This window comes from Labrenzia sp. THAF82 (assembly GCF_009363435.1).
Lineage (GTDB): Bacteria > Pseudomonadota > Alphaproteobacteria > Rhizobiales > Stappiaceae > Roseibium > Roseibium porphyridii.
Window position 1 is genome coordinate 70464 of sequence record NZ_CP045354.1, and the last position, 22479, is coordinate 92942.

The 22479-nt window shown below is 51.9% G+C and carries 20 protein-coding genes; 10 read left to right on the forward strand and 10 right to left on the reverse strand.

Annotation, left to right across the window (positions count from 1 at the left end; genetic code table 11):
* Positions 1-11: 11 nt before the first annotated feature.
* Positions 12-716, reverse strand: coding sequence for an FkbM family methyltransferase (locus FIV00_RS00315; RefSeq protein WP_152498947.1), 705 nt, complete (start codon positions 714-716; stop codon positions 12-14).
* A 327-nt stretch (positions 717-1043) separates the two neighbouring features.
* Between FIV00_RS00315 and FIV00_RS00320 the strand changes: the two genes are divergently transcribed.
* The gene (locus tag FIV00_RS00320) at positions 1044-1781 is read left to right on the forward strand and encodes a class I SAM-dependent methyltransferase (protein ID WP_152498948.1); all 738 of its coding nucleotides are present in this window, start codon (positions 1044-1046) and stop codon (positions 1779-1781) included.
* A gap of 2 nt (positions 1782-1783) precedes the next feature.
* Positions 1784-2890: a glycosyltransferase family 4 protein gene (locus tag FIV00_RS00325; RefSeq protein ID WP_173005823.1), complete on the forward strand. Its 1107-nt coding sequence runs from the start codon at positions 1784-1786 to the stop codon at positions 2888-2890.
* Positions 2891-2948: 58 nt separating this feature from the next.
* On the opposite strand, the gene FIV00_RS00330 is transcribed toward FIV00_RS00325, so the two are convergent.
* Complete coding sequence (locus FIV00_RS00330) at positions 2949-4343, reverse strand: hypothetical protein (RefSeq protein ID WP_152498950.1); 1395 nt, start codon at positions 4341-4343, stop codon at positions 2949-2951.
* Positions 4344-4922: 579 nt separating this feature from the next.
* Here FIV00_RS00330 and FIV00_RS00335 point away from each other — a divergent pair.
* From FIV00_RS00335 to FIV00_RS00345, 3 genes are all read left to right on the forward strand, one after another.
* On the forward strand, positions 4923-6329 hold the full coding sequence (locus tag FIV00_RS00335) for an asparagine synthase-related protein (RefSeq protein ID WP_152498951.1): 1407 nt from the start codon (positions 4923-4925) through the stop codon (positions 6327-6329).
* 73 nt (positions 6330-6402) lie between these two features.
* On the forward strand, positions 6403-7560 hold the full coding sequence (locus FIV00_RS00340; protein ID WP_152498952.1) for a glycosyltransferase: 1158 nt from the start codon (positions 6403-6405) through the stop codon (positions 7558-7560).
* Complete coding sequence (locus FIV00_RS00345; RefSeq protein WP_152498953.1) at positions 7557-8384, forward strand: FkbM family methyltransferase; 828 nt, start codon at positions 7557-7559, stop codon at positions 8382-8384. The genes FIV00_RS00340 and FIV00_RS00345 overlap by 4 nt, the downstream gene beginning before the upstream one ends.
* A gap of 27 nt (positions 8385-8411) precedes the next feature.
* Here the strand turns inward: FIV00_RS00345 and FIV00_RS00350 are convergent, their stop codons facing one another.
* The 4 genes from FIV00_RS00350 to FIV00_RS00365 all read right to left on the reverse strand — a co-directional run bounded on the left by FIV00_RS00350 (position 8412) and on the right by FIV00_RS00365 (position 12405).
* Complete coding sequence (locus FIV00_RS00350) at positions 8412-9518, reverse strand: glycosyltransferase family 2 protein (protein ID WP_152498954.1); 1107 nt, start codon at positions 9516-9518, stop codon at positions 8412-8414.
* Positions 9519-9527: 9 nt separating this feature from the next.
* Positions 9528-10325: a sulfotransferase family 2 domain-containing protein gene (locus FIV00_RS00355; RefSeq protein WP_152498955.1), complete on the reverse strand. Its 798-nt coding sequence runs from the start codon at positions 10323-10325 to the stop codon at positions 9528-9530.
* A 52-nt stretch (positions 10326-10377) separates the two neighbouring features.
* Positions 10378-11286: a lipid kinase YegS gene (gene yegS / locus FIV00_RS00360; protein WP_152498956.1), complete on the reverse strand. Its 909-nt coding sequence runs from the start codon at positions 11284-11286 to the stop codon at positions 10378-10380.
* Between the two features lie 195 nt (positions 11287-11481).
* Positions 11482-12405 (reverse strand): LysR substrate-binding domain-containing protein, encoded by a 924-nt coding sequence (locus FIV00_RS00365; RefSeq protein WP_152498957.1) that lies wholly within the window; start codon positions 12403-12405, stop codon positions 11482-11484.
* A gap of 157 nt (positions 12406-12562) precedes the next feature.
* Here FIV00_RS00365 and FIV00_RS00370 point away from each other — a divergent pair, with 157 nt between their 5' ends.
* On the forward strand, positions 12563-13780 hold the full coding sequence (locus FIV00_RS00370) for an acyl-CoA dehydrogenase (RefSeq protein ID WP_173005826.1): 1218 nt from the start codon (positions 12563-12565) through the stop codon (positions 13778-13780).
* A 197-nt stretch (positions 13781-13977) separates the two neighbouring features.
* Here FIV00_RS00370 and FIV00_RS00375 read toward each other — a convergent pair whose 3' ends face one another.
* Entirely contained in the window at positions 13978-14994 is a 1017-nt protein-coding gene (locus tag FIV00_RS00375) for an N-formylglutamate amidohydrolase (RefSeq protein WP_152498958.1), read from the reverse strand.
* A gap of 383 nt (positions 14995-15377) precedes the next feature.
* Here FIV00_RS00375 and FIV00_RS00380 point away from each other — a divergent pair, with 383 nt between their 5' ends.
* Entirely contained in the window at positions 15378-16556 is a 1179-nt protein-coding gene (locus FIV00_RS00380) for an alanine--glyoxylate aminotransferase family protein (protein WP_152498959.1), read from the forward strand.
* Positions 16557-16628: 72 nt separating this feature from the next.
* Here the strand turns inward: FIV00_RS00380 and pap are convergent, their stop codons facing one another.
* Positions 16629-18101: a polyphosphate:AMP phosphotransferase gene (gene pap, locus FIV00_RS00385; protein ID WP_152498960.1), complete on the reverse strand. Its 1473-nt coding sequence runs from the start codon at positions 18099-18101 to the stop codon at positions 16629-16631.
* Positions 18102-18319: 218 nt separating this feature from the next.
* On the opposite strand from pap, the gene FIV00_RS00390 reads away from it, so the two are divergent.
* Positions 18320-20356, forward strand: a complete 2037-nt coding sequence (locus FIV00_RS00390) for a bifunctional DedA family/phosphatase PAP2 family protein (protein ID WP_152498961.1) — start codon at positions 18320-18322, stop codon at positions 20354-20356.
* On the opposite strand, the gene FIV00_RS00395 is transcribed toward FIV00_RS00390, so the two are convergent.
* Both FIV00_RS00395 and FIV00_RS00400 read right to left on the reverse strand, forming a co-directional pair.
* Positions 20337-20750 (reverse strand): DUF1176 domain-containing protein, encoded by a 414-nt coding sequence (locus FIV00_RS00395; protein ID WP_152498962.1) that lies wholly within the window; start codon positions 20748-20750, stop codon positions 20337-20339. The genes FIV00_RS00390 and FIV00_RS00395 overlap by 20 nt on opposite strands.
* Positions 20633-21403: a hypothetical protein gene (locus tag FIV00_RS00400; RefSeq protein WP_152498963.1), complete on the reverse strand. Its 771-nt coding sequence runs from the start codon at positions 21401-21403 to the stop codon at positions 20633-20635. The genes FIV00_RS00395 and FIV00_RS00400 overlap by 118 nt, the downstream gene beginning before the upstream one ends.
* 182 nt (positions 21404-21585) lie before the next feature.
* Here FIV00_RS00400 and FIV00_RS00405 point away from each other — a divergent pair, with 182 nt between their 5' ends.
* The gene (locus FIV00_RS00405) at positions 21586-22014 is read left to right on the forward strand and encodes a YeeE/YedE family protein (protein ID WP_152498964.1); all 429 of its coding nucleotides are present in this window, start codon (positions 21586-21588) and stop codon (positions 22012-22014) included.
* A gap of 4 nt (positions 22015-22018) precedes the next feature.
* Positions 22019-22456: a DUF6691 family protein gene (locus tag FIV00_RS00410; RefSeq protein ID WP_152498965.1), complete on the forward strand. Its 438-nt coding sequence runs from the start codon at positions 22019-22021 to the stop codon at positions 22454-22456.
* Positions 22457-22479: the final 23 nt, after the last annotated feature.

Consider the following 22479-nt stretch of genomic DNA (forward strand, 5'->3'; position numbering starts at 1 on the left):
TAGCCTGAAAATCAGGTCAACCTATCATAATAATAGCATTTCCGCAGAGCCTTGATCTCCGAAAAGCCTTTGTCGGAAAGATACTTGCGCAGTGCGTCGATTTTCTCTGCCCCGACGATATGTGGATGCATCTCGATGATGATTTTTTTGACCTCATCTAGATTGCATGTCCGGAGAAGATCGATTTCAGCGCCTTCAGCATCCATCACAATCACCGATGGTGCATATTCCTCGATCACTGTGGAAATGGCATCTGCCTGAACGCGCGTGGCACCGCCATGTTGTCGGTCGATCAATGATGAGGACAAGACGCTTTCATCAAAAAAGAACTCAATCTCGCCCGCCTCAACAGCCAGAACTTTGCAGCGCAAATTCGGCTCCAGCCCATTCAGCGCATAGTTCTTCTCAATGACACGTTTCATCGCTGGGTTCGGTTCGTAAGACAAAATACTGTCGGCACCGCAGATTTGTGCGCAGGCGATTCCGATAAACCCGATCCCGGCACCAACTTCCAGCACGCGATCGGAAGGCTCCAACGCCATGCGAACCAGCTCCAATTCTTCGCTTTCATATCTTTTTTGAAAAAGCTGCTTCCGCACGCCCTTGGGCACATCCTGCAAATCGGTCGTGAGTTGAATGCCACTTAGACTGATTAGTTTGAGATCCAACTTCCGCCGGATTTTATAGGCCAGACTGGCCAACGTTTTTTCGAACATCTATTATGCTACCCGTTAGCAACAACCGACGCAGCTTGCTCATACTCAAAAGGACCACTTACGATCAAATCGCGCTTCTCCTTTCGGATGAGGACGGCAAATACGCAAACGCTGCTGCAAAGTCCAGCTCAAGGATAAAAACCCTATTGGGGCCTCATTATGCGGGATCTCAAAAATCAGCGGCAATTCCAACAAATTTCTTTCCTGTCAACACTTATGATTGGAGCACAAAGAAAAATGCAATAAAGCGCTTTTCTCCGGACTTGTTATAAAGCGAAGATCACCACCGCAAGAATTGATTCATCATTCCCTCAGACAAAAGACGAAATGCCCAACAAATTGAAGACGTATCGTAGAAAAATCAAAAAAACTATTCGAGAGATAGTTAGACTTATTTTTTACACCCCAGAAATGAACAAAATTTCTGAAAATAGCGATACTTATTGGGAAATTCGAAAGGGTGGACAATTCGACCATTCGCTCAATTCGTTTCAGTCTTTTCGCGCCGAATGGATGACCGAACGTATCGAAGATGGTTCAACGCTCCTTGATATCGCTAGCGGCGAAGGGAAGATTCTTAAATACATCCAAGACAACAAAAATGTTCAAGCTACTCCAACGGAAAACTCTGAGATTTGCCTTAACTACTTGAAAAAAAATGGGTTTAAACCAATAAAAATGGATCTATCTGATCCTAACTTTTTTGGAGAGCTTTCACGATATGACCACGTACTTCTTTGCGAGATTCTAGAACATCTTCCTAATCCTGAAAAAATACTCAAACTGACAATCTCAAAGACAAATAAGTCAGTTTTTTTTAGCGTCCCAAACACTGGTTATTTCCCCTATCGAATAAGACTTTTGTTCGGTCGCTTTCCAATGCAATGGCGAGCACATCCAGGAGAACATCTCCGCTTCTGGACTCTCAGTGACATGAAGTGGTGGCTTCGTCAGCTCGACTTGGAAGAACGATCAACGATCTGCTGTTATGAAGGTATTCCATTCTTCAAAACGGTTTGGCCTTCAGTTTTTTCTGCAGCAATGATCATCGAAGTTAAGGTTTGAGTGTGAATATCCTGATCGTAGGAACACGTGCAGATCAAAGAGACGGTTGGGGCAAATACTGCTCGATGCTCCGCATGGCACTTTCACAACGAGCGAATATCGAAACTAAGCTAGCGATTAGCAATCTGAGTTCTAAAACAGACCTCGAAAATAGTGATTTTCAAATCAGATCCAATAGACGCCTCAATGTACGTAGGCGCGACTTGATAGTTGATCTGCTCAGAAATTGGCACCGGTGGCGTGCAGCCGATATAATTGTTGCCGCCGATGAGCTTTCCGCTCCAGTTTGTGCTTTCGCATCAATCCTCTTCAAAAAACGATTGATGCTAGTAATCCACGGGACCTATGCAATCCGATGCTTGGATTGCAAAAAATCAAAACTTTACCGGCAAGCATACAGCGCTGCGGCCTCGATCATATCCGTCAGCAACTATACAAAGGCAAGACTGTCGGCGCGACTACCTCAGATTTCTGAGAAAGTTCATGTTGTGCCACTTGCAGCTCTGCCCAGTCCTATATCTCGACCCACCCAGCAACTGGCTGAAAACCACTTCTGCGTCGTCGGCGGCCTGAAACCTCGCAAAGGCGTAATGAGTGCCATAAAGTCATTAGAGATACTGATAAGGAAGGGGCAAGATGTTCGCCTAGTAGTGGTGGGTGAGCAGTCGCACAATGATAGCTATGTCAAGAAAGTAATGGATTATGTTGCCAATGCGGATATTAGCGATCACATCACATTCTCTGGCTTTGTGTCAGAGGACGAAAAAAATCATATCGTAGCGACATCCATTGCTAATCTGCTGCCCTCAGAGAATGTTGGCGATGCATTCGAAGGTTTTGGTTTTGTTCACTTGGAAGCGGGTTTGTTGGCTGTGCCGACAATCGGCAGTCTGAACTGCGGTAACGAAGATGCCATCCGCAACGGCAAAACTGGTTTTCTGCTAGAGCAAGGTGACGTTCAAGGTTTGGCGAAACGCATGGACGATTTTGTCACAGACAATGAACTTCGTAACAGGATCGGTCTGCTCGCTCAGGACTTCGTTTTCGGTTGGACCTGGCAGGACATCGCATCCGAGTTCGAGAGACTGGCAACCATCGATGGAAAATGAGGTTTTTCTGAAGTATGTGGATGCGCTCAATACAAACCGCTGACTTGGCTGGTCGATGTCATGGCAGCCAAACGTATCGCTCCAATTCTTTATCCACCAATGGTCGCCCTTTATGCTTGCGATGTATCGTTTCGATCACTTTACGCAAGGGGTCGTCGAGGCTAGCGGCATAAACCGCCGCACGCCCATCGCTTTCCAGCAGATCTTTGATCGACCAGGCAGGCATCGAGGGCACGACAAGAGCTGAACGGTTAAGCAGAAGGACGGGTTTGCGGCCTTCAAGAGCGTCAAACATAACAGATGTTAGCCCCTCAGTCACAACCAAATCCGCATTTTCCAAATACGTTTTGTGCGAACCGAAAGACGCATCAATGATGCCATTGGAAGGGTCCAGGACATGCTGGACATCTTGCGGGTAGAGTCCCCTATTTTCGAAAAATCGACCCTTTTGTGCTGTGTCTCTGGTGGTTGTTTTAATCCGCAAAAATAACTCGATTTGAGATATGTCGGCAACGACTGCACAGAACTTTTCGATGCACCGGACCGTGTCGAAACAACTTGGCGATATACCCCAAAGGTTCTGCGGCCAGGGAAGGAAGTTTGGCGCATAGTACAATTTGAAGGTGGATCCATTTTCAGTCGGCACGTTCGCAAGCACGGTGACATGTGGAAGTTTCTCAACCATTTGCCGGTTGTCGGATTTTTGAACCTGAAGCGGTGAACGCGGCACCAAGTGAGACATAGAAGGAGCGCTGTTAAAGTGGCCTGCGCCAATCGTATCGACAATCTTGTGCCGAGGCGTATTCCCATAGGACATTAGCGCGCCGTGACTGTACAAACGGCATTCGACATTTGTTTCGTGTAAGGCAGACGCAAAGCCTGCCAACCCTTCGTCGCGAACGTGGTTTAGAATGGCGCTCCTTGGCAAACCGTTCCTTTTCAGAAATCCCGCCATTGCAGCACGATACGATGAAAAACCCGTCGCCGCTTGCTGGATAGTCTGCAGCACATAATCATACTCTGTTGCGGAAAGACCAACGTTCGACAAGTCGAGTCGCTCCACACAGTCGGGCACAAGGGCTTTCGGCACGTCCAGCGCCACTTCAAAGCTAGGTCGAAACGTTCTTTGTTTCCAAGCGCTCCGAAGCGCTATGCGATGCAAGGACACCGATTTCTTGCCAGGTGATGGTTTGATGGCAATGTTTATCAGCCCCTCCTCAGAAAGGGGTAACTGTTTGCCACTCAGCGAGCGAAAGTCCAGCCTGTATTCCCGGCCCCAGATCACTCCAGGCCCTTCGATAGCACTCAGATTATATTCTGGTGCTGCTGGAGCTGCAGAGAGAGGTACAGGCTTTTCAATTGGTAGATACCTATCGAGCGCATCGCCTGCTGTGTAATAGATTTCGGTTTCAAGACGATTCCTGAGACGCTCCCTGAAATAGAACGCAAGCAAAGCCTTCGCTACCTTTGTCAGCACTGCCGATCTGAGATCTGCTGGCCAAGACCCTTCGGTCTTGCCGCAGACGGCTTCCAGCACACGCCATGCCTGATCGAGGTTTTCAGAGAGAAGATCATCGGACACGAAGTTACTCAAACAAAGATAGTCAACTCGTCGGATTCGCAACTCGTGTGCAATATGCGCAGTGCCGGCAGCGATCCGATAGCCGTCGCGTAGAAAGTCCTGCACGCAGTCCAAGTCGCGCACATGGCAAAGCACTACAGTCTTGTCGTAATGTGTCATTTGGTCCAAGTATTGTGCCGTGTCAGCCGTGGATTACCCTGACCTTCATTCGCAATAACGCTGCGAAAAAACCAAGCTTGGATCGGCTTTACACGCCCCCACTCACAAACACCAGACTTCACCCAGGATTGTGTGCTTGCTTCGGAATTGCAGCTGTGCAAATTATGAGCCAGAGGCGCAATTGCGGATACCCCTAAGATCTGTGATTTGTCGGGGTATATTCAACTCGACTAATAGATTCCGACTTCACACAACCAGTTCACACTGCGCAAAGGTAAAAATCAGCCCCAGATGTGCAGCTTTATTTTCTCAACAATCGCCCCAACTTCGTCCGACTTCAATCGGATTATGACTTTGCGCGGCCCGGACTATACCCAAAGTAACACAATTGGCGGCATGTTCTTTTGCCACAACCTGCTCTCAATGCGGGGAAACTATGTTCCCCAGCCGTATATATCCGAAGACGAAACCATAATCGTAATGTTCAATGGAGAAATATACAATTGTCCGGAAGAATACGCCAGTGAAGCTCACTACCTTTTTGATCTATACTTAGAGTTTGGCTCGGAATGCTTCGCCAAATTAGATGGCGAATTTGCGATAATTATCGCTGACTTTAAAGATAAATTGGTGTCCGTTGCAAGAGACTGTTTTGGAACGAAACCCTTGTTTTTTGGCGCTCATGGTGATGAATTTGGATTCGCTAGCTATCGAGACCCCCTGGAAGTTCTGGGTTTTGATGAGATTAGACAGCTTAAACCCAACCACCTTATCGAAATGAGCCTCGACGGCTCGAGAATTGTTGAACGCCAAATCTATACCTTCAACATCGCCCAATACAAATCAGACTCAAGCGACTGGATGGCAGCCTTCGATCAGGCTGTCGCAAAACGCGTCAAACACATGCGTGGAAAAGCTTTTGTTGGCATGTCTAGCGGTTACGATAGTGGGGCGATCACTGCATCCCTGATCGCTCAAAAGAAAAGCTTTATGACTGTCACTGTTGAAGGGCGCGAAGATCCCGACATTGTCAATTGGCGGATCGAGGCGGTGGAACGTTCAGGAAATCAAGCGATTAGAATCCATGAAACTGAACTAAAACTAGAAGAACTCCGTGAATGGATTGAAAACTACGTCGAAGATCAGCCATACAACATAGTCAACGATTCTGGCGAAAGCTTCAGTTCGGGCAAAAGTATCCACAGAGACAACGCGGCACTCATACTCGCAGGCGTCTGCATGAGGGCAAAAAATGACGGCGCGCTAGTTTATCTTTCTGGGAGCGGGGCCGACGAAATCTATTCCGACTACGGCCACGGTGGACGAAAATACTTTGCGCACAGCAACTTTGGCGGCATGTTCCCTAACAGTCTGCTCGGACGTTTTCCCTGGTCCTCCTTCTACGGAAGCACTCAGGCCGCTTATCTTGCGAAGGAAGAAATGGTCGCAGGTTCCTTCGGCATGGAAGCGCGCTACCCATTTCTTGACCTAGCAGTCGTACAGGAGTTTCTAAACCTGAAGGCAGATATCAAAAACAACCAATACAAATCTGTTATTCGGGAGTACTTGGATGCACAGGAATTTCAAGTAAAAGAAAACCAAAAGATTGGCTTCGGATTTACCCGCTCAAATTCTGCACAATCTACAAATACTAGAGCGGTTCGAAAGAAGAAGAAATCCATTTTTAAAATTTGGTGATCGGACAGTTTTCATGAAAGACGCCGCTTCTTCCTAACAGAGCGAAGCTGGTGAACGGTCAGAGGATACCGATTTGACAAAGATTTGCATTTTTACCGCGGCCTATAGAGAAGCCCATCATACCTTTGTGAACTTTCATATTGAAAACCTTTTCGAAGGTAGCGCAAGTGTCTGCTGTACTGAAGAGATAGGCAATCAGGGCTCCACTCGCAATCTGCTTGTTAGAACCAATGTCGCAAGATCTCCATGGCACAAGCTTCAAGTGAAGCTGGGGACGTTCGTCAGAAAACGCCGAAAACTACCAATCCGGGGCATCTATGGTTCGGAACGCTCTGCTATAATCAACTTTCTTCAGGCTGAAAAGATCGATGTCGTGCTCTGCGAATTCGGTTGTATCGGCTCGGAAGTGGCTGAAAGCATTAGCGGCACGGGAATACCGATCTATTCTTATTTCCGCGGCTATGATGCAACAGCGCGCCTCAGCTCAGCAAAAGAACGCCGGTTCTTGGCGCGTACAGTCCCAAAGCTAAAAGGAGCATTCTTCGTTTCTCGCTACCTTCTTAACAACCTCGCCCAGTACGGGATCAGAAACCCTAACAGTCACGTCATTCCAAGCGGAGTCAACACTGACGAATTTGTTCCCGGCCAAAAGAACAAGGGCACATTTTTAGCGGTAGGAAGCCTCATCGAGAAAAAACGGCCAGACATCACCGTTGGGGCTTTTTGCCGCGAAGCAAAAACACACCCGAGAGCGAGGCTAACAATAATTGGTGGTGGTCGGATGCTTACACAGTGTCTAGCGATTGTCAAAGAGCATGACATGGAAGATCAGGTTCAATTTCTGGGCGAACAACCGCATGACATAGTGATGAATTACCTACGAAAGTCCGAATTCTTTCTGCAACACTCGGTAACTGGCTCCAATGGCGACGGCGAAGGAGCTCCTACGGCAATTCAAGAGGCCTTGGCGTGCGGTTGCGTGGTGCTTTCAACGCGGCACGCCGGAATTCCAGAATTGGTGACCGATGGAGAAACTGGCTTTTTAGTCGACGAGTTGGATCAAGCCGGTTTCCAGGGATTGATCAAATCCGCACTACAGGATGAAATCGATGTTTGCCGGATCGCCAAGCAGTCTAGGGAGCACTCAGTCCAGTACCTTGATAATAGAGCCCTGATCAAAAAACTTGAAGGCGTTCTAAGCCGCGCTACAGCCGTGGAAGCTCTTTCGTGAAAATTATCCAAAAATTCAAAAATCGTCGCCTTAGGCACCTAACAAAAAGTATTCTGAAGGCTCGTGGAGAAGCGTATGCTGTTCAGTTCAACAAAAAGGCCCGTCAACTGAACCTGACAGTTCGCGTAGAGTGGAATGGATGTTTTTATACGGTTCGCGATGAAACTCTACCCGACTTCTCGTACAACTTTTGTCATGAACGACAAGGGCATCTTGCCTACGCAAACGGACTTATAACACGTGCGAACAACTTGGGAGCCGCCTACTTTCTTTCGAAAATTGATTTCAAAGATGGAGACTGCGTTTTTGATTGCGGTGCGAATGTTGGTGATTTTAAGCTCTGGTTCGAGATCAATAAACTCAAAGTCGATTATTTCGGTTTTGAGCCAAGTCCGAACGAATTTGCGTGTCTCCAGGTAAATGTAAAACCGGGCGTCGCCCACAATGTCGGACTTTGGGATCGCGACGGGGAGATGACATTCTATGTCAGTTCCCAAGGTGCCGATTCAAGCCTGATAGAGCCACCGGATTATGATGAGATGGTTGTCGTACAGAGCCGGCGCCTAGAACAATACATAGATAGAAAAATCAAACTCCTCAAACTTGAAGCCGAAGGTGCCGAGCCCGAAATATTGAATGGAATAGGGGAAAATTTAGACAAAATCGAGTATATTACTGCCGATCTTGGATTTGAACGAGGCGTTAGACAGGAAAGCACACTTGTTCCAGTAATCAACTATTTACTAGCTCGAGATTTCGAACTGATCGAGGTCGGCCATCGACGAATTTGCGCACTGTTCAGGAACAAATCATTTAACAGTTAATACGATGATCGAAAGTGATGGCGATAATTAACCACCGATATCGCGCATGAGCCCGCATTCAATGAGCGAGTCTACTCCAGTGAATTTCTTACTTCCGCTGATAAACAATCCTTCATTCATAAGCCTGTTCAGTTGGGTTTTGTAGTCCCGATAGTGACCCGCATTGTCAGTATGTTGCTTTCTCTCCAGTGCTTCTGTAACCTTACTCTGGAAATCGTCCAAATACTTGAAATGCAGAAGAACACCCCACTCAGGTGCAATGCTGATCTTCTTGTCAATTCCATGAACCCCGCCGGAGAACATGTAGCCATGATCCCATTTCAGAAGTGGGACTTTGCTCTGTACCGCAGCCGTATCCGGTACGGCGCTCTTCACCAACTTGAACAGAAATTGATCGCACCTTCGTCCTAGATCGCTTTCTGGAGCCCGTGTGCGGATCGAAAAAATGAGGGAAAGGAGTCCCTTGTCCAGCCAAGTCTTTCGCCGTTTCGCATTCTGGTGAAACAGCCTTTCACGAGTTCCTCCAAAAATATGCCGCGCGGGCGTCTTGTAACGCTTACCGTGGCTTCCTTTAAGTGGATTGTATCGATATCCCTTGGGGTCAAAATATGAGCACCCGTCAAGAAAGCTATCACCGGCTTTATAGCTAAATTGCTTCAGCGGGCCCTTGGGATACATGTCGACCATTGGACAAAAAAGTGCTTGAAATTGCCGATTGTCCAATGAGCTGACCAGATCATCAATCTTCCGCCCGGGCCAACCAGGATAGACCAAAAGTTCATCAACGTCTGGGAACAGCGTCCAACGCCCAAGCAAATACCGTTCACATAGCAACTGCCGCCAAACCGATTTGTATTCGCTGTAGGGTTTTTCAGTTCGAATAACACTCACATCTGATTGGGCCGCAAGGAAGTCTGACGTGCCGTCATTCGACATGTTATCGACTACAACGAAGTGACGAATGCCGAGTTCGCGATAGTGTTTTAGAAAAAATGGGAAACGGAGAGCTTCATTGAACGCTAGTATCACTGCAACGACACCGTCGGCCGGAATGATAAGCGCGTCGGCATCGAGCGCTCCGAATGCTTCCATAATACGATGCTGGATCAACGTTCCGGTTGACTGATCGATCATTGATCGCACCTAGCCGGCAAAAAAGAGGTTTCTGGTCGCTGGTGTATCGAAATCGAATCCGAACAATTCAATGTCGACGGCGTACCAGTCTGCAACAATTTGCAGCGTTTCGCGTGTATAGATTTCACGATAATCGGTCTGCGCACCTGTGCTGATGTTTCTGCGTTTCAGACTAGATTTCAGGCCTAAATAACGCCCAAGTTCGTCACCCAAATATTCTTGGCGAAGGATGTCAGGCACAATTCTTTCATTTTCATCGACGACATAGTCTCGTTGTGGATACCAACTTCGGATTGCTCTGTGCCAATAATATGGCTCCGTACCAAAAGAGTAGCGCTCCGCTAAGAACCTCTCAAAAGTGGATTTGTTGTAGTCTGCCTTTCCGGCACCATTATTGCGCGTCTGTAGCGCAAACTTAAAACGAGATACCGTTCTGGACCACGGGTTTCGGACAATGGCAAATGCGCGGCACGCTTGTCTGACACAAACATCAATATCGCGATAGCGGGCGTGTTCATAGGCTGGCGTCGCGCCCTTTTTCGACATGTGTTCCTTGAGGCCATCTGCATAGTTCTTGCTAACCAATCTTCTTCGGTTGGCTATGATCAAACATCTTTGCAGTTCTGCGGCGTGCCTGATCGCCATTCCACCATTTTTGGGAATATGAACAAACAGTCGTTTTCTTGGAACAAGGCCCAACCTAACTGGCACGAATTTCAAGAAATTCTTAAGTTGATACTCGTCCATACCGCCGGTTTCTTCTTCTTTTTCATTGTTCAATCGGACCGTATAGAACCGATTCTTCATTCTGCATTAGTTGCTCAAACCCTCCAACACGGGTTGCAACGATGAGAGAACCTCACCGCCTCATGTCGATGCAGTGATGCCTTATCGCAATCTGCCAGGACTGTCCATTTCTGGGTTCGCCGTCGAGATTGAACTGGACTGATTTTTCGGTTTCGATCTGAACATGGCGAACTCTTCGCATGATTAGACCATGCGTCAGATCGTCAGCTCCTCTGTCGAGGAGAGTTTGGAGGAGGTCGATGGCCTTTCCCGATTTTGGGAAAGGCAGGATTGTCAGGTCGAGGAAACCGTCATCCAGTTTGGCACGGGGGCAGAGGCGAATGCCGCCTCCGGCGCGGCGGCCGTTGCCGATGGCAAGCGCAAGAAAAGCGCCTTCCCACTCAAACCCTTCTGCCTCGATCCGTGCCTGGCAGGCTGCTAGCTCGGAAAAGCGGTTGAGACCGGTAAATAGATAGGCAGCCCCGCCCAGCACGCGCTTCAGGTTGGGATCGGTCTGTGCCGTGACCTGCGTGCCGAACCCTCCAGTTGCCATATTGACGAAGGAACAACCGTTGACCTCTCCGATATCCATCGGTTTGGCGCTGGCCCTGGCGGCAAATCGCAAACAGGAAGTGATGTCTGAAGGGTCAAGGCGAATGTGCCGTGCAAAATCATTGGCGGTACCAAGTGGCAAAACGGCAAAGGCGAAAGGGGGGCTTTCACCCTCCGGCACGCTGTGCAGAACGGCATCCACTACCTCGTGAAGCGTTCCATCGCCGCCACCACTGACCAGCGTGTCGATCTTTTGATCTTCATGATCCCTGAGGGCTTCCTGAGCCAACCGGGTGAAATCTCCGGCTTCGAAGGTGACCCGAACGGATACCTCGTGTCCCATGGCCCGCACCGCCTCAACAGCAGAACGTACGTCGCTCCGGCCAGCAGATTTACCGTTTAGGATCAGACGCAGATGCTGTTTGTCCAAGGTTCTGTCCTTTCTGCCCGGGTGTTCGCGGTGATGTCTTCAGATCCGGTTCAGATAACCGATTGCACGGCGCATGTGGAGATGTTTCGAGCCAGATCAAGCGGCAGTCCAGTTTCAAGGTGCAGCACTCCGACCGTTGAGACGCGGCGGCAACGTCGTGCCCGGAACATTCGCAAGCATAGCCGTCTTTGAAGGTCAGCCAGGGAGCATGGTGTCCCGTGCGGTACGCGCAGCACGGGCTTCTTCCATCAACCATTGGCGAAATGCGGAAACAACCGGTCGCATGGTGCGCCCTTCCGGATAGACAAAATAATAAGCACTTTGTTGCTGCACAGAAAGGTCGAACAGGCGCACCAGACGGCCGGAAGAGAGTTCCGCCTCGACGAAAAAGCGGGGAATGAGCGCAGCACCCGCATGATGGATGGCGGCCTCCGAGATCATGACAAACTGTTCGAAACGCGCGCCTTGGAACGCTGCATCGGTTTCCACACCGGCAAGTTCGAACCATTGCCTCCAGGCAAACGGTCTCGTCGCCAGTTGCAGTCGCGGCACGCGGACAAGGTCCATGGGCGACCGAATCTCGTGCCTGTCCCGAAATGCCCGGGACGCAACCGGAATAACCTCTTCGTCGAACAAGTGTTCGGCGATCGCTCCGGCCCAGACCGGATCTCCATGATGAATTGCTCCATCGAACGGTTCTTCACTAAAATCGAAAGGCTGCAGGCGAACACTCAAGTTCAATCCGGCATCCGGATAACGGCGCGCAAAGCCTGCGAGCCGGGGAGCAAGCCATCGTGTGCCGAAGGTCGGCAGAACGGCAAGGTTCAGGACGTCTGCGCTACCGGCATAGGACATGACCTGGCGCGTGGCAGCAGTCATCTGCTCCAGGGCGCCGCGGATGTCGTGCAGATAAAGCCGGCCGGCGTCAGTCAGCACTATGCGCTGCCGCACACGGCGAAACAGCTCCACGCCAAGTCTGTCTTCCAGTTGGCGCACCTGTTTTGAGATCGCGCCCTGTGTCAGGTGCAGCTCTTCTGCGGCACGCGTGAAACTCAAATGTCGAGCTGCGCATTCAAAGGCGATCAGCGTATCGGCAGTCGGGACGAATGCACGGCGCATAGCAATTGCCTTCAGATCATTCCATTTTGTCATGAATGATGGAGCAGGTTTCGCTTTTCTGCAAACGAAACTGCACTAAAACCAGAGGAAACAGAATGAACACCGGTACGAGACACCGAATTCAGAAGCCTCGACAGCCCCGCGGGAGAACACAGTCATGAATGCACCGGCTCAAATTAAATCCTCGCCAGCAGGCGGCGGCACATTCGATTGGCAGGATCCGTTCCAGCTGAGAAGCCAGCTAAACGAAGATGAACAGCTGATCCAGGACACGGCGCGCGCCTTTGCGCAAGACAAACTTCAGCCGCGCATCATTGAGGCCTACCGGGAAGAAAAGACCGACCGGGAAATCTTCAATGAAATGGGTGAACTTGGCCTGCTCGGCGTAACGTTACCGGAAGACTACGGTTGCGCGGGGGCATCTTACGTTTCTTATGGTGTTGTCGCGCGGGAAATTGAACGTGTCGACAGCGGTTACCGATCCATGATGAGCGTTCAATCATCGTTGGTCATGTATCCAATCTACGCTTATGGTTCGGAAGAACAGCGGCAGAAATACCTGCCAAAGCTTGCCACCGGCGAATATGTTGGATGTTTCGGCCTAACCGAACCTGACGCCGGTTCAGACCCTGCCGGTATGCGCACGCGTGCGGAAAAGACAGATGGCGGTTACCGGTTGACTGGCACCAAAATGTGGATCTCCAACGCTCCGATCGCCGATGTCTTTGTTGTGTGGGCAAAGTCTGAAGCACATGACGGCGCCATCCGCGGATTTGTGCTCGACAAGGGCACGAAAGGCCTCAGCGCTCCGAAAGTCGGCGGCAAACTCTCCCTGCGCGCTTCGATCACGGGCGAAATCGTCATGGACGGCGTAGACGTTGGCGAAGATGCCCTGTTGCCGAATGTTTCGGGTCTGAAAGGGCCGTTTGGTTGCTTGAATCGGGCTCGCTACGGCATTGCGTGGGGTTCCATGGGCGCAGCTGAAGACTGTTGGACCCGTGCCTTGCAATATGGCCTCGATAGGGAACAGTTTGGCAGACCGCTGGCCCAGACACAGCTTTTTCAGAAAAAACTAGCGGATATGCAGACCGAGATAACGCTCGGCCTTCAGGCAGCGCTCCGCGTCGGTCGTCTGTTCGACGCTGGCAATGTTGCTCCGGAGATGATCTCGCTCATCAAGCGCAACAATTGCGGCAAGGCGCTGGATATTGCCCGTCAGGCTCGCGACATGCACGGCGGCAACGGTATCCAGGAAGAGTATCATGTCATGCGCCATGCACAGAACCTGGAAACGGTGAACACCTATGAAGGAACGCATGACATCCATGCGCTGATCCTCGGTCGGGCACAGACCGGCCTGCAGGCTTTCTTCTAACGACGTCGAACATCTAAACTTTGCCATCGGCGTCTTGCCGGATGCTCCGATACGCAGATTGCTTCGAGGAATGCTTCATTCCCCTTCACTCAAGGATGCGAGCTGAAGCATGCAACGATTGAGAGCCGGAAAGGCGCTGATCAGTGCAACGGCGATGGTTCGTTGGTCTGCCTCAATCGTTTGGCGGAGTGACGGTGCTATTCAGCAACCAGAAGCGGTTTTTCCGGCAGTTCGTCGGATACGCCGCTTTCCGGTTCGTCACTGTCATTTGAAGTCGACTGCGAGGCATCTACCGGATCCACCTCGATTTCTGCTTCCTGACGATGCTCCGTCTCTTCAGCATTTGGTGCAACGACCTCATCGTCAGACATCTCGCCAGATGGATCGCTGTCAGCCTCCGGTTCTTGGCTGACTTCGCCGGAACTTGCCTCATTCCCATTTTTGTCCGGAAGTGCAGTCCAGTCGATCAGTCTGGTCAACATGTCCTGGAGTACTTCACGCAAACGTTCAACGCGGGTCTTGTCAGGTTCAAATGGCGGGGATTCATGTCGCAGGTAGGCCCGTTGAGCCAGAAGGAGCGACATGGCGTGCACACCATGATCCGGCTGCCCTAAAGTGCGCGTTATCAAGCCACCTTTTGCGTGTTCGTCAACGCTGATTGTGAAGCCTGGAAGCCCTTGAAACGACCCCACCAGAAGATTGCGCAGGTCGGGGTCGGTCGATTTGCCGTCCATGCTGCCGACGCTGACCAGCGGCAGACCTTTGCCGGTAACGCCCTTGATATGGGAGCGCATGGATTGGCAATCCAGAAGAATGACCTTGCCATGCTTCTTCATCAACCGATCCAGTTGGTGTCTCAAAGCCTTGTGGAACGGCTCATAAAACAACAGTTCACGTTGCTCGATCTCGGTTGGACCAGGTTCCTCACCTTCCTGATAAATCCGTTTTCCATCAAGTGTCGTGACGGGACAATGTTCGCCGTCACCATTTTCAACGGCCTTGTCCAGATCGATCACATATCGAGACACAGTCGAACGGATCACCGTTACGTTCAAGATATGGTGAAAGTCAAAAACGCGGTCCAGCTGCCAGGACAAATCGGCCTGCAGACGTCCAGTTGCATTCAGCCGTTTTGACACAGCTTCGGGCATGTCCGTACCGCTGTGAGGCAGGCACAGAATAACAGGGCTTTCACCTTCATTCACCAGGATCATGCTGCAACGCCTAACTGACGATACCGACCGGTTGTAACTTGAAGAAATTGCTTTACGGAGACAAGGTGTTTTCTGTTCAACCGCAGGGCGCAGCCTCCTTCATTATTTCAACCAGCTATCTAATCAATTGTTTTTTCAGTGTGTTAAACCCTGACGGGGCTCGCGGACGCAATTTGCTCCGTCGAGATGCTCCTATCACAATTGCTCCATCCACTTGTTCGCAATTGCAGCAAGGTAGCGATTGAGCCGACATTCGACGTTCAGTCCCAGAGGTGTTGCAGTCTTGACGGATCGGTCCGTAGCGACAATTTTGGCATCCGGCTACATACCAATCCCTACGACAAGTCCGTTCTGATCTCCACTGGAAAAACAAGGATCTCCCCGTGACGCTGCGCAATGGCAAAGAGTTTTTGATGATCCCCGGTCCAACGAATGTGCCCGACGAGGTGCTGCGCGCCATGCACCGCCCCGCCGTGGACATTTACGAAGGTCCTCTGTTGGAAACCACAGATTATTGCCTTGCCAAGCTCAAGGAAACATTCCGAACCAAAGGCAAGACCTACATTTACGCTTCCAACGGCCATGGAGCCTGGGATGCTGCCCTGTGCAACACACTTCGTCGGGGCGACAAGGTATTGGTTCTGGAGTCCGGTCGTTTTGCACTCGGCTGGGGCGAGGCCGGGCAGATCAATGGGCTGAATGTCGAAGTCCTGCCGGGGTCTTGGGAGAAGAGCGTCGATCCCAAACTCCTTGAGAACCGTCTTGCCATGGACAAGTCGCACGAAATTCGGGCCGTACTGGTGGTGCAAGTCGACACGGCGTCTGGTGTCTGGAATGACATCGCGGCACTGAGGCAAGCAATTGATGCCGCCGGACACCCCGCTCTTTTCATGGTCGATACCATTGCATCGCTTGGCTGCATGCCGTTTGAAATGGATGCCTGGGGCGTCGATGTGGCACTCACCGGATCCCAAAAAGGTCTGATGTGCCCTCCCGGGCTGTCCTTTGTTGCCGCTGGTTCGAAAGCAGACGAGGCGCACAAGACCGCGGACCTCAGGACAAACTACACTGACTGGACATTCCGTCAGGGAGCAGAACACTACCAGAAATACTGCGGCACCCCACCAGAGCACCTCCTGTTCGGATTCCGAAAGGCTCTGGAGCTCCTTTTTGAAGAAGGTCTGGAAAAAGCCTGGCGCAGGCATGCACTTCTAGGTGAAGCGACGCGCCGAGCGATTGAGGTGTGGTCGGAAGGTGGCGCCGTCAGCTTCAACGTCAGCGAGTCGAATGCCCGCTCCAACAGCGTCACGGTGCTGAAGATTGGTGAAGGAAATGCAGCCGCGTTGCGCGATTTCACCAAGGAGGTCTGCGGTGTGACTGTTGGCGGCACCATAGGAGACTTGTCCGGGAAAGGTATCCGGATCGCGCATATGGGTCATGTCAATGCGGTCATGCTGCTTGGCACGCTTTCGGCCGTGGAACTCGGTTTCCAAAGACTTGGAATTCCGCACGGCAAAGGTGGTGCACAGGCAGCCATGGACTATCTGGCGCAGTCGCTTTGACCCTATTCGTGCAGTTCGATCGTTCCCTTGCTGGTCTCCGAAAATTCCCAAATGCAACGCACGCCCAACTGGTCAGGCCTCAAGCCGGTCTTCCAGCCGTTCACAAATTGTCTTGAGAACTTTGACCCGGGCGTGGCGCTTGTCTTCTGATGAGACAAGTGTCCAAGGGGCATAGTGCGTGGACGTCCGGTCGACCATATCACCTGCCGCAATCGCATATTGATCCCATTTCAATCTGTTGCGCCAATCCTCGTCGGTGATCTTGTGCTGCTTGTAGGCCGTATCTTCCCGCGCCTTGAAACGGCGCAACTGCTCATCCTCAGAGATCGCCAGCCAGAATTTGCAGACGATAAACCCGAAATCCGTCAGCTCCTGTTCGAATTCATTGATTTCATTGTAGGCCCGCAACCAGTCTTCATGACCGGCAAATCCCTCGACACGTTCAACCAGAACGCGCTCGTACCAGGACCGGTCAAAGATTGCGAAATGACCCTTGCGCGGCAAGCGACGCCAGAACCGCCAAAGATAAGGACGCGCCTTTTCCTCATCGGTGGGAGCCGAAATAGGATGGACTTTGTAGATACGCGGGTCCAGCGGACGGATCACACGACGGATGGCCCCGCCCTTGCCGGCTGCATCGTTGCCTTGAAAGACAAGAACCACGCCCGTTTTAGTCATCGCCTTGCGGTCCGAAAGTTCCGACAGGATCTTCTGGTAGCGTTCCCGGTGTTCTACATATTCGGCCTTTTCGAGCGATTCGGTCAGGTCAATTGTGTCGACTGCTGTTTCGCGTGTCAGGCCGCCAACGACCGGCGGAGCTGCCACAGATCGGGGCTCACCGTCTTCGATTTTCAGCTTCATTGACCGGGCAACGGTTTGAGCCAAGGCGACATCCCGATATTCGGGATCTTGGGAGGGGATCACGAACCAGGGTGCATATCCCTTGGAGGTTTCAAGGATGATCTTTTCACCTGCTTCACTGGCTTTCTTGTGGTGCTTGAGCGCTGCCCAATCAGCGAGAACATGACGGGCGGCATGCTTCTTCGGAATCGAAGAGAGACGTTTTTCCTGCTCTTTTTTCGGCAGGTAGAACCAGAATTTGAGGATGAGCACATCTTCGTTTGACAGCATCTCTTCAAAGCGGCGGATTCGCACCAGCGCCTTTTCGAAAGCGTCTTCGTCGATCTTCTTGTAAATCAGATCGCGCAGGATCGACTGGTACCAGCTGCCGAAGACGATGGCTGTTTCACCCTTGGCCGGAAGATCGCGCCAGTAACGCCAAAGAGGCGGACGCAATCGCGCTTCGTCCATCGGCTCACCGTAAGCATTGCAAACAAGGTGACGTGCGTCCATCCAACCATAGAGCCTGGCGACCGCCTCACCCTTACCTGCGCCGTCCAGACCATCGACCAGAATCAGCGTGGAAAAAGACTGCTTTTCAACAACCGGCAGCTGAGCTGACAGCAAGGCCTCGCGAATCTCCGGCTCCATTTTCTTGAAAGTCTTCTTTGTCATTTTCTGCGGTAAACGTGCCGATTCAAACATCAAAGCCTCCAGAAAAAGCATGGCGCACGCATCGTTGAGCACCTGAAAGTATATAACTTTGTTTCATGTCAGAGCGCCGCGCGACATGACAAACCGATTTTTCGCTATTGGATGAACGCATGTGCGCTTATATGAAGCAACAGTTGATGCTGCCTGAAAAGCAAGGTCGGGCAGTTTCTGCAATTGATTTTGATACCTGATCCAACAGACAGATTTCTGTGACCGAATTTCTTGATCCAGTTCTGACGTTCATAGCTGAAAACCCATCTCTGGCCGGCATAATCTGTTTTCTGGCCGCCATGGGTGAAGCGCTGTTCATCATCGGTTTGTTCGTGCCGACGACTGTCGTTCTTGTGGGAGCAGGAACTCTGATAGGGCTCGGCAACCTGGATCCGGTGCCGATCTTCATATGGACAACACTCGGCGCGACGGCAGGCGATGCCATTTCATATTGGATTGGCTGGAAGTTCAAAGACAAGATCAGAAGCATGTGGCCGCTTCGAAATTATACCCACATGCTCGACAGCGGTGAGGCGTTCTTCAAACAGCATGGCGGCAAAAGTGTCTTCATCGGCCGCTTCGTGCCGGGCGTAAAATCGGTGGTTCCCGGCATTGCCGGAATGGCAGGCATGAATTTCTCCCGCTTTACCGTCGTGAACGTCACGTCTGCATTTGCCTGGGCAGCGGCGCATCTGGGGCCCGGTATCATTGCAGGGTCCGCTCTGAGTGCGATCGGTGAAATCAGCGGTCGTCTTGCGCTCGTGCTCGGTGTCCTGCTGGTGATCATTTTCCTGGCCGTCATGCTGGGCCGTTGGCTGATCCTGATTATCCTGCCCCTTTTTCCCAATGCCCATGCGGCAATCGTCAACTGGTTCGCAAGGCACGGGAACCCGGCGTCACAATGGATCGCACGAAACTTTGACCCAGCGCACCCACGGTCAAGCGGCATGCTTGCCTCGGCCTTGTTGCTGCTGATCAGCATGCCGGCATTTTTCTGGGTCGTGAGCGAAGTTGCTCCAGGCGAGCCGTTGGTGCGCGCAGACCTGGCGATTTTGAACCTATTCGACAGCCTACGCACGCCTGCCGGCGACAAGATCATGGTGTTCATGACGACGCTCGGCGACGGGATCGTGGTGACAGCTGTCGCGGTTGTCGTCGCAGGATATCTCTTTGTTCGAAAAGCCTGGCGGCGCGGCATCGGTTTTGTCATCGCAATGGCGGGCACCGCGATGTTCGTGCCTTTGTTCAAACTGCTTTTGCACCGTTCAAGACCGATCGAACTCTACAGTGGGGCCGACGCCTACAGCTTTCCAAGCGGCCATGCCACGCTCAACGCCGTTCTATTCGGCATTTGCGCCGTCCTGGCCGCTCATGACCTCAATCGATGGGCAAAAGCCGCCATATTCACCATTACCGCCGCCTTCGTCATCACGATCGGCTTTTCACGCGTCTATCTCGGCGCGCATTGGATGTCCGATGTGTTGGCGGGCCTGCTGTTCGGAACAGCCATGGTGTCTGCGTTCGCGTTTGTATTCGGACCAATTCACAATGAGAAAATCGGCCAGTTGACGATAGGCTCCCTCGTGGTTCTCACACTGACGGTTTTTGGCGGTTGGCATCTGTCGACAAGCTTCGATCAGGCGCTTGTGACCTATCAACCGCGCGACCACAAGGAAATCATGACCGCCACCAGTTGGCGTGAGGGCGGCTGGATGGCCCTGCCAGCCAATCGGATCGAATTGAACGGCGACAGGGAAGAGCCCTTGGTCATCCAGTATTCGGGTCCGCTGGGATCCTTCGCAACTGCTGCGGAAAAGCATGGCTGGCAGCAACCGCCGAAATGGTCCCTGACAACCGCAGGCGGTTTCGTTGAAGGCAAGACGCCACCCGACTCACTCCCTATTCTGCCGCGGACCCAAAATGGGCGCCAGCCTGATCTTGTTCTGATACGCAATGACGACACGGGAACAGAAAGCGGCCGGTGGGTGCTTCGCCTCTGGCCAAGCCGCTACGAAATCCTTGATGCAGGCCAGATCAGCCCGTTGTTCGTCGGCAGTGTCGTGCATGAAGACATTTTGCGGCCGATGGGTGAGTTTTCAGGCCCTAGGACCGATCTACATATCCCGGACCCTGCCGACAATCCCGCGCTCCTGGTGTCGGGCGCAATGACCCGCAAACGTGTGGACGGAACCGAAGTCGTGCTGGCTGAACAACCAGCCGGTTCGGCCAAGCGTGTCAGTACGCCTGAAAAATAAGCGGCCAGTCCTTCGGAGCCATTTCTATACCGTCGCAGTCGGACTTCTCTCTGAATTCCAAAAGCTCGAGCTCCAGAACCTCACCCGGTGCATCTATCAACCGGTGGACACGATAGCTGCCGCAATCGCCAACACCACGATTGAGGCTGGTCGTGCGGATGAACCCCTTCGGACCGAGAATATCCGCATTCATGGCCTGATAGATTTCGCCGTTTTCACCAGGCGGATTGGGCAGGGTCAGAAGATTGCCCCAGCCTTGTGGCGGGTTTTGCGTGATCACGAGCGCTGTCGCGGCTTGATAGGCAGCCGAGATGCAGGGCACTTCCCAGAGTAGATAGTAATCATTGATGACATACCGTGCTCCACCCAGGCGTGAAACCCGTCGACATCGCATTCATCACCGGCATTTTCACGCACAAGCTGAACAGCTTCCGGTGGCAATTGAGACATGTCATCCAGAATTGTCTGACGCCCGATCGGAATGCCATTCGGCGGTCCCGGCACGCGCGTTTCAGGTTCGCGAACCGGCGCTGCCTTGGCCGATTGCGTGCGCGGCTGCAAACACCCCAGATGACCTTTTGCGCTGGCAACAAACGGGACCTTGCCTTTCTGAATGACGGTCATATCGGCATCTTTGATTCGATAAAGTTCGCCAGAAAGTCCCGCGTCACCAATCTCGACATGCACGCGGATTTCCCGGTCTTCGGTGGCATAGAGGTAGTGCGAAGAAAGACCGTTGATGCTCTCACCACCCTCCGCCAGCTGGTAGAGCGCGTGAACAGTTTCTCCTGCCTTGATACGGGCCGGGCCCTGATATCCATCATTTATCGCGTTGGCATGAAACAGAAATGCGTATCGGTCAGTTTCCGGGTCCCTGTCATCTTGCCAAAGCGAAAAACGGCAAGGATCAATTCCCTGTTCGATATCTTCCTTGCCGAAGAGTTTCAAAGAGACCTTGATGTCATCATCCGCGGCCAAGGCCATGTTGCCACCGGCCAAGCTCAAGACAAGAATATATGCGGCCGACAAAGCCAGATTGATCTTCATTTGCGCCCCTTCCCCAGGTCGTCCATCAGCCGTTAAACAGCATTCACGGCAGGTTGCCGCAAAATCCTGCATCTCGCCAGATTGTTCTTTTTCGCCAGGTCCGCAGTTGGTTGATACCGAAGGCCCTTGCTACTTTCTTATTATATTCATATATTCGAACATATGGTAACAAAAGGCTCATCATGACCGAATTCACACCCTTACTCAGCTTCGGCGGCGGCGTCCTGATTGGTCTTGCCGCTGTTGCTCTTATGGCAGTTCACGGCCGAATTGCCGGCATCAATGGCATCGTCAGCGGTTTCCTGACAACGCAGCTCAACAAGGATTGGGCGTGGCGAGCGGCCTTTCTGGCGGGCATGGTTGCAAGCCCTCTGATCTTTCTTGGTCTCAGCGGTCAGCTTCCGGAAATCTCAATACCGTCCTCTCCACTGCTTTTGGTCGTCGGCGGCTTTCTGACAGGTGTCGGCACAACATTCGGTTCCGGGTGCACCAGCGGGCACGGTGTGTGCGGAATGTCCAGGCTGTCCGGCCGTTCAATCGTTGCGACCATGACCTTCATGATGACAGCAGCAATCACCGTTTATCTGACCAGACACGTTTTCGGAGGCTGACGAAATGAGACTTCTCTTTGCATTCGCTTTCGGCCTCCTCTTTGGATGCGGCATTCTGATTTCCGGGATGGGCAACCCGGCCAAGGTTCTGAACTTCTTCGATGTCGCCGGAACCTGGGATCCGAGCCTTGCCTTCGTGATGGGGGGCGCCCTGCTTGTGACAGCTATCGGCTATCGGCTGATTTTCCGCATGCAACAACCGCTTCTGGCCCAGGCATTCGCGCTTCCAACAAAGCAGGATCTGGACACCAGACTTGTCGGCGGCTCGGCAATTTTCGGAATTGGCTGGGGATTGAGCGGCTTCTGCCCCGGCGGTCTGGTGCCGGTCCTGGGAATTGGACTGATGGAACCCTTGCTGACATTCGCTGCGATCATCGCAGGCATGCTGGCAGCAAGATGGGCAATCTCAACACGTTATCGATCAGACACGGCGCAAGCCTGATCCAGGCAGCACCAAGATATAGG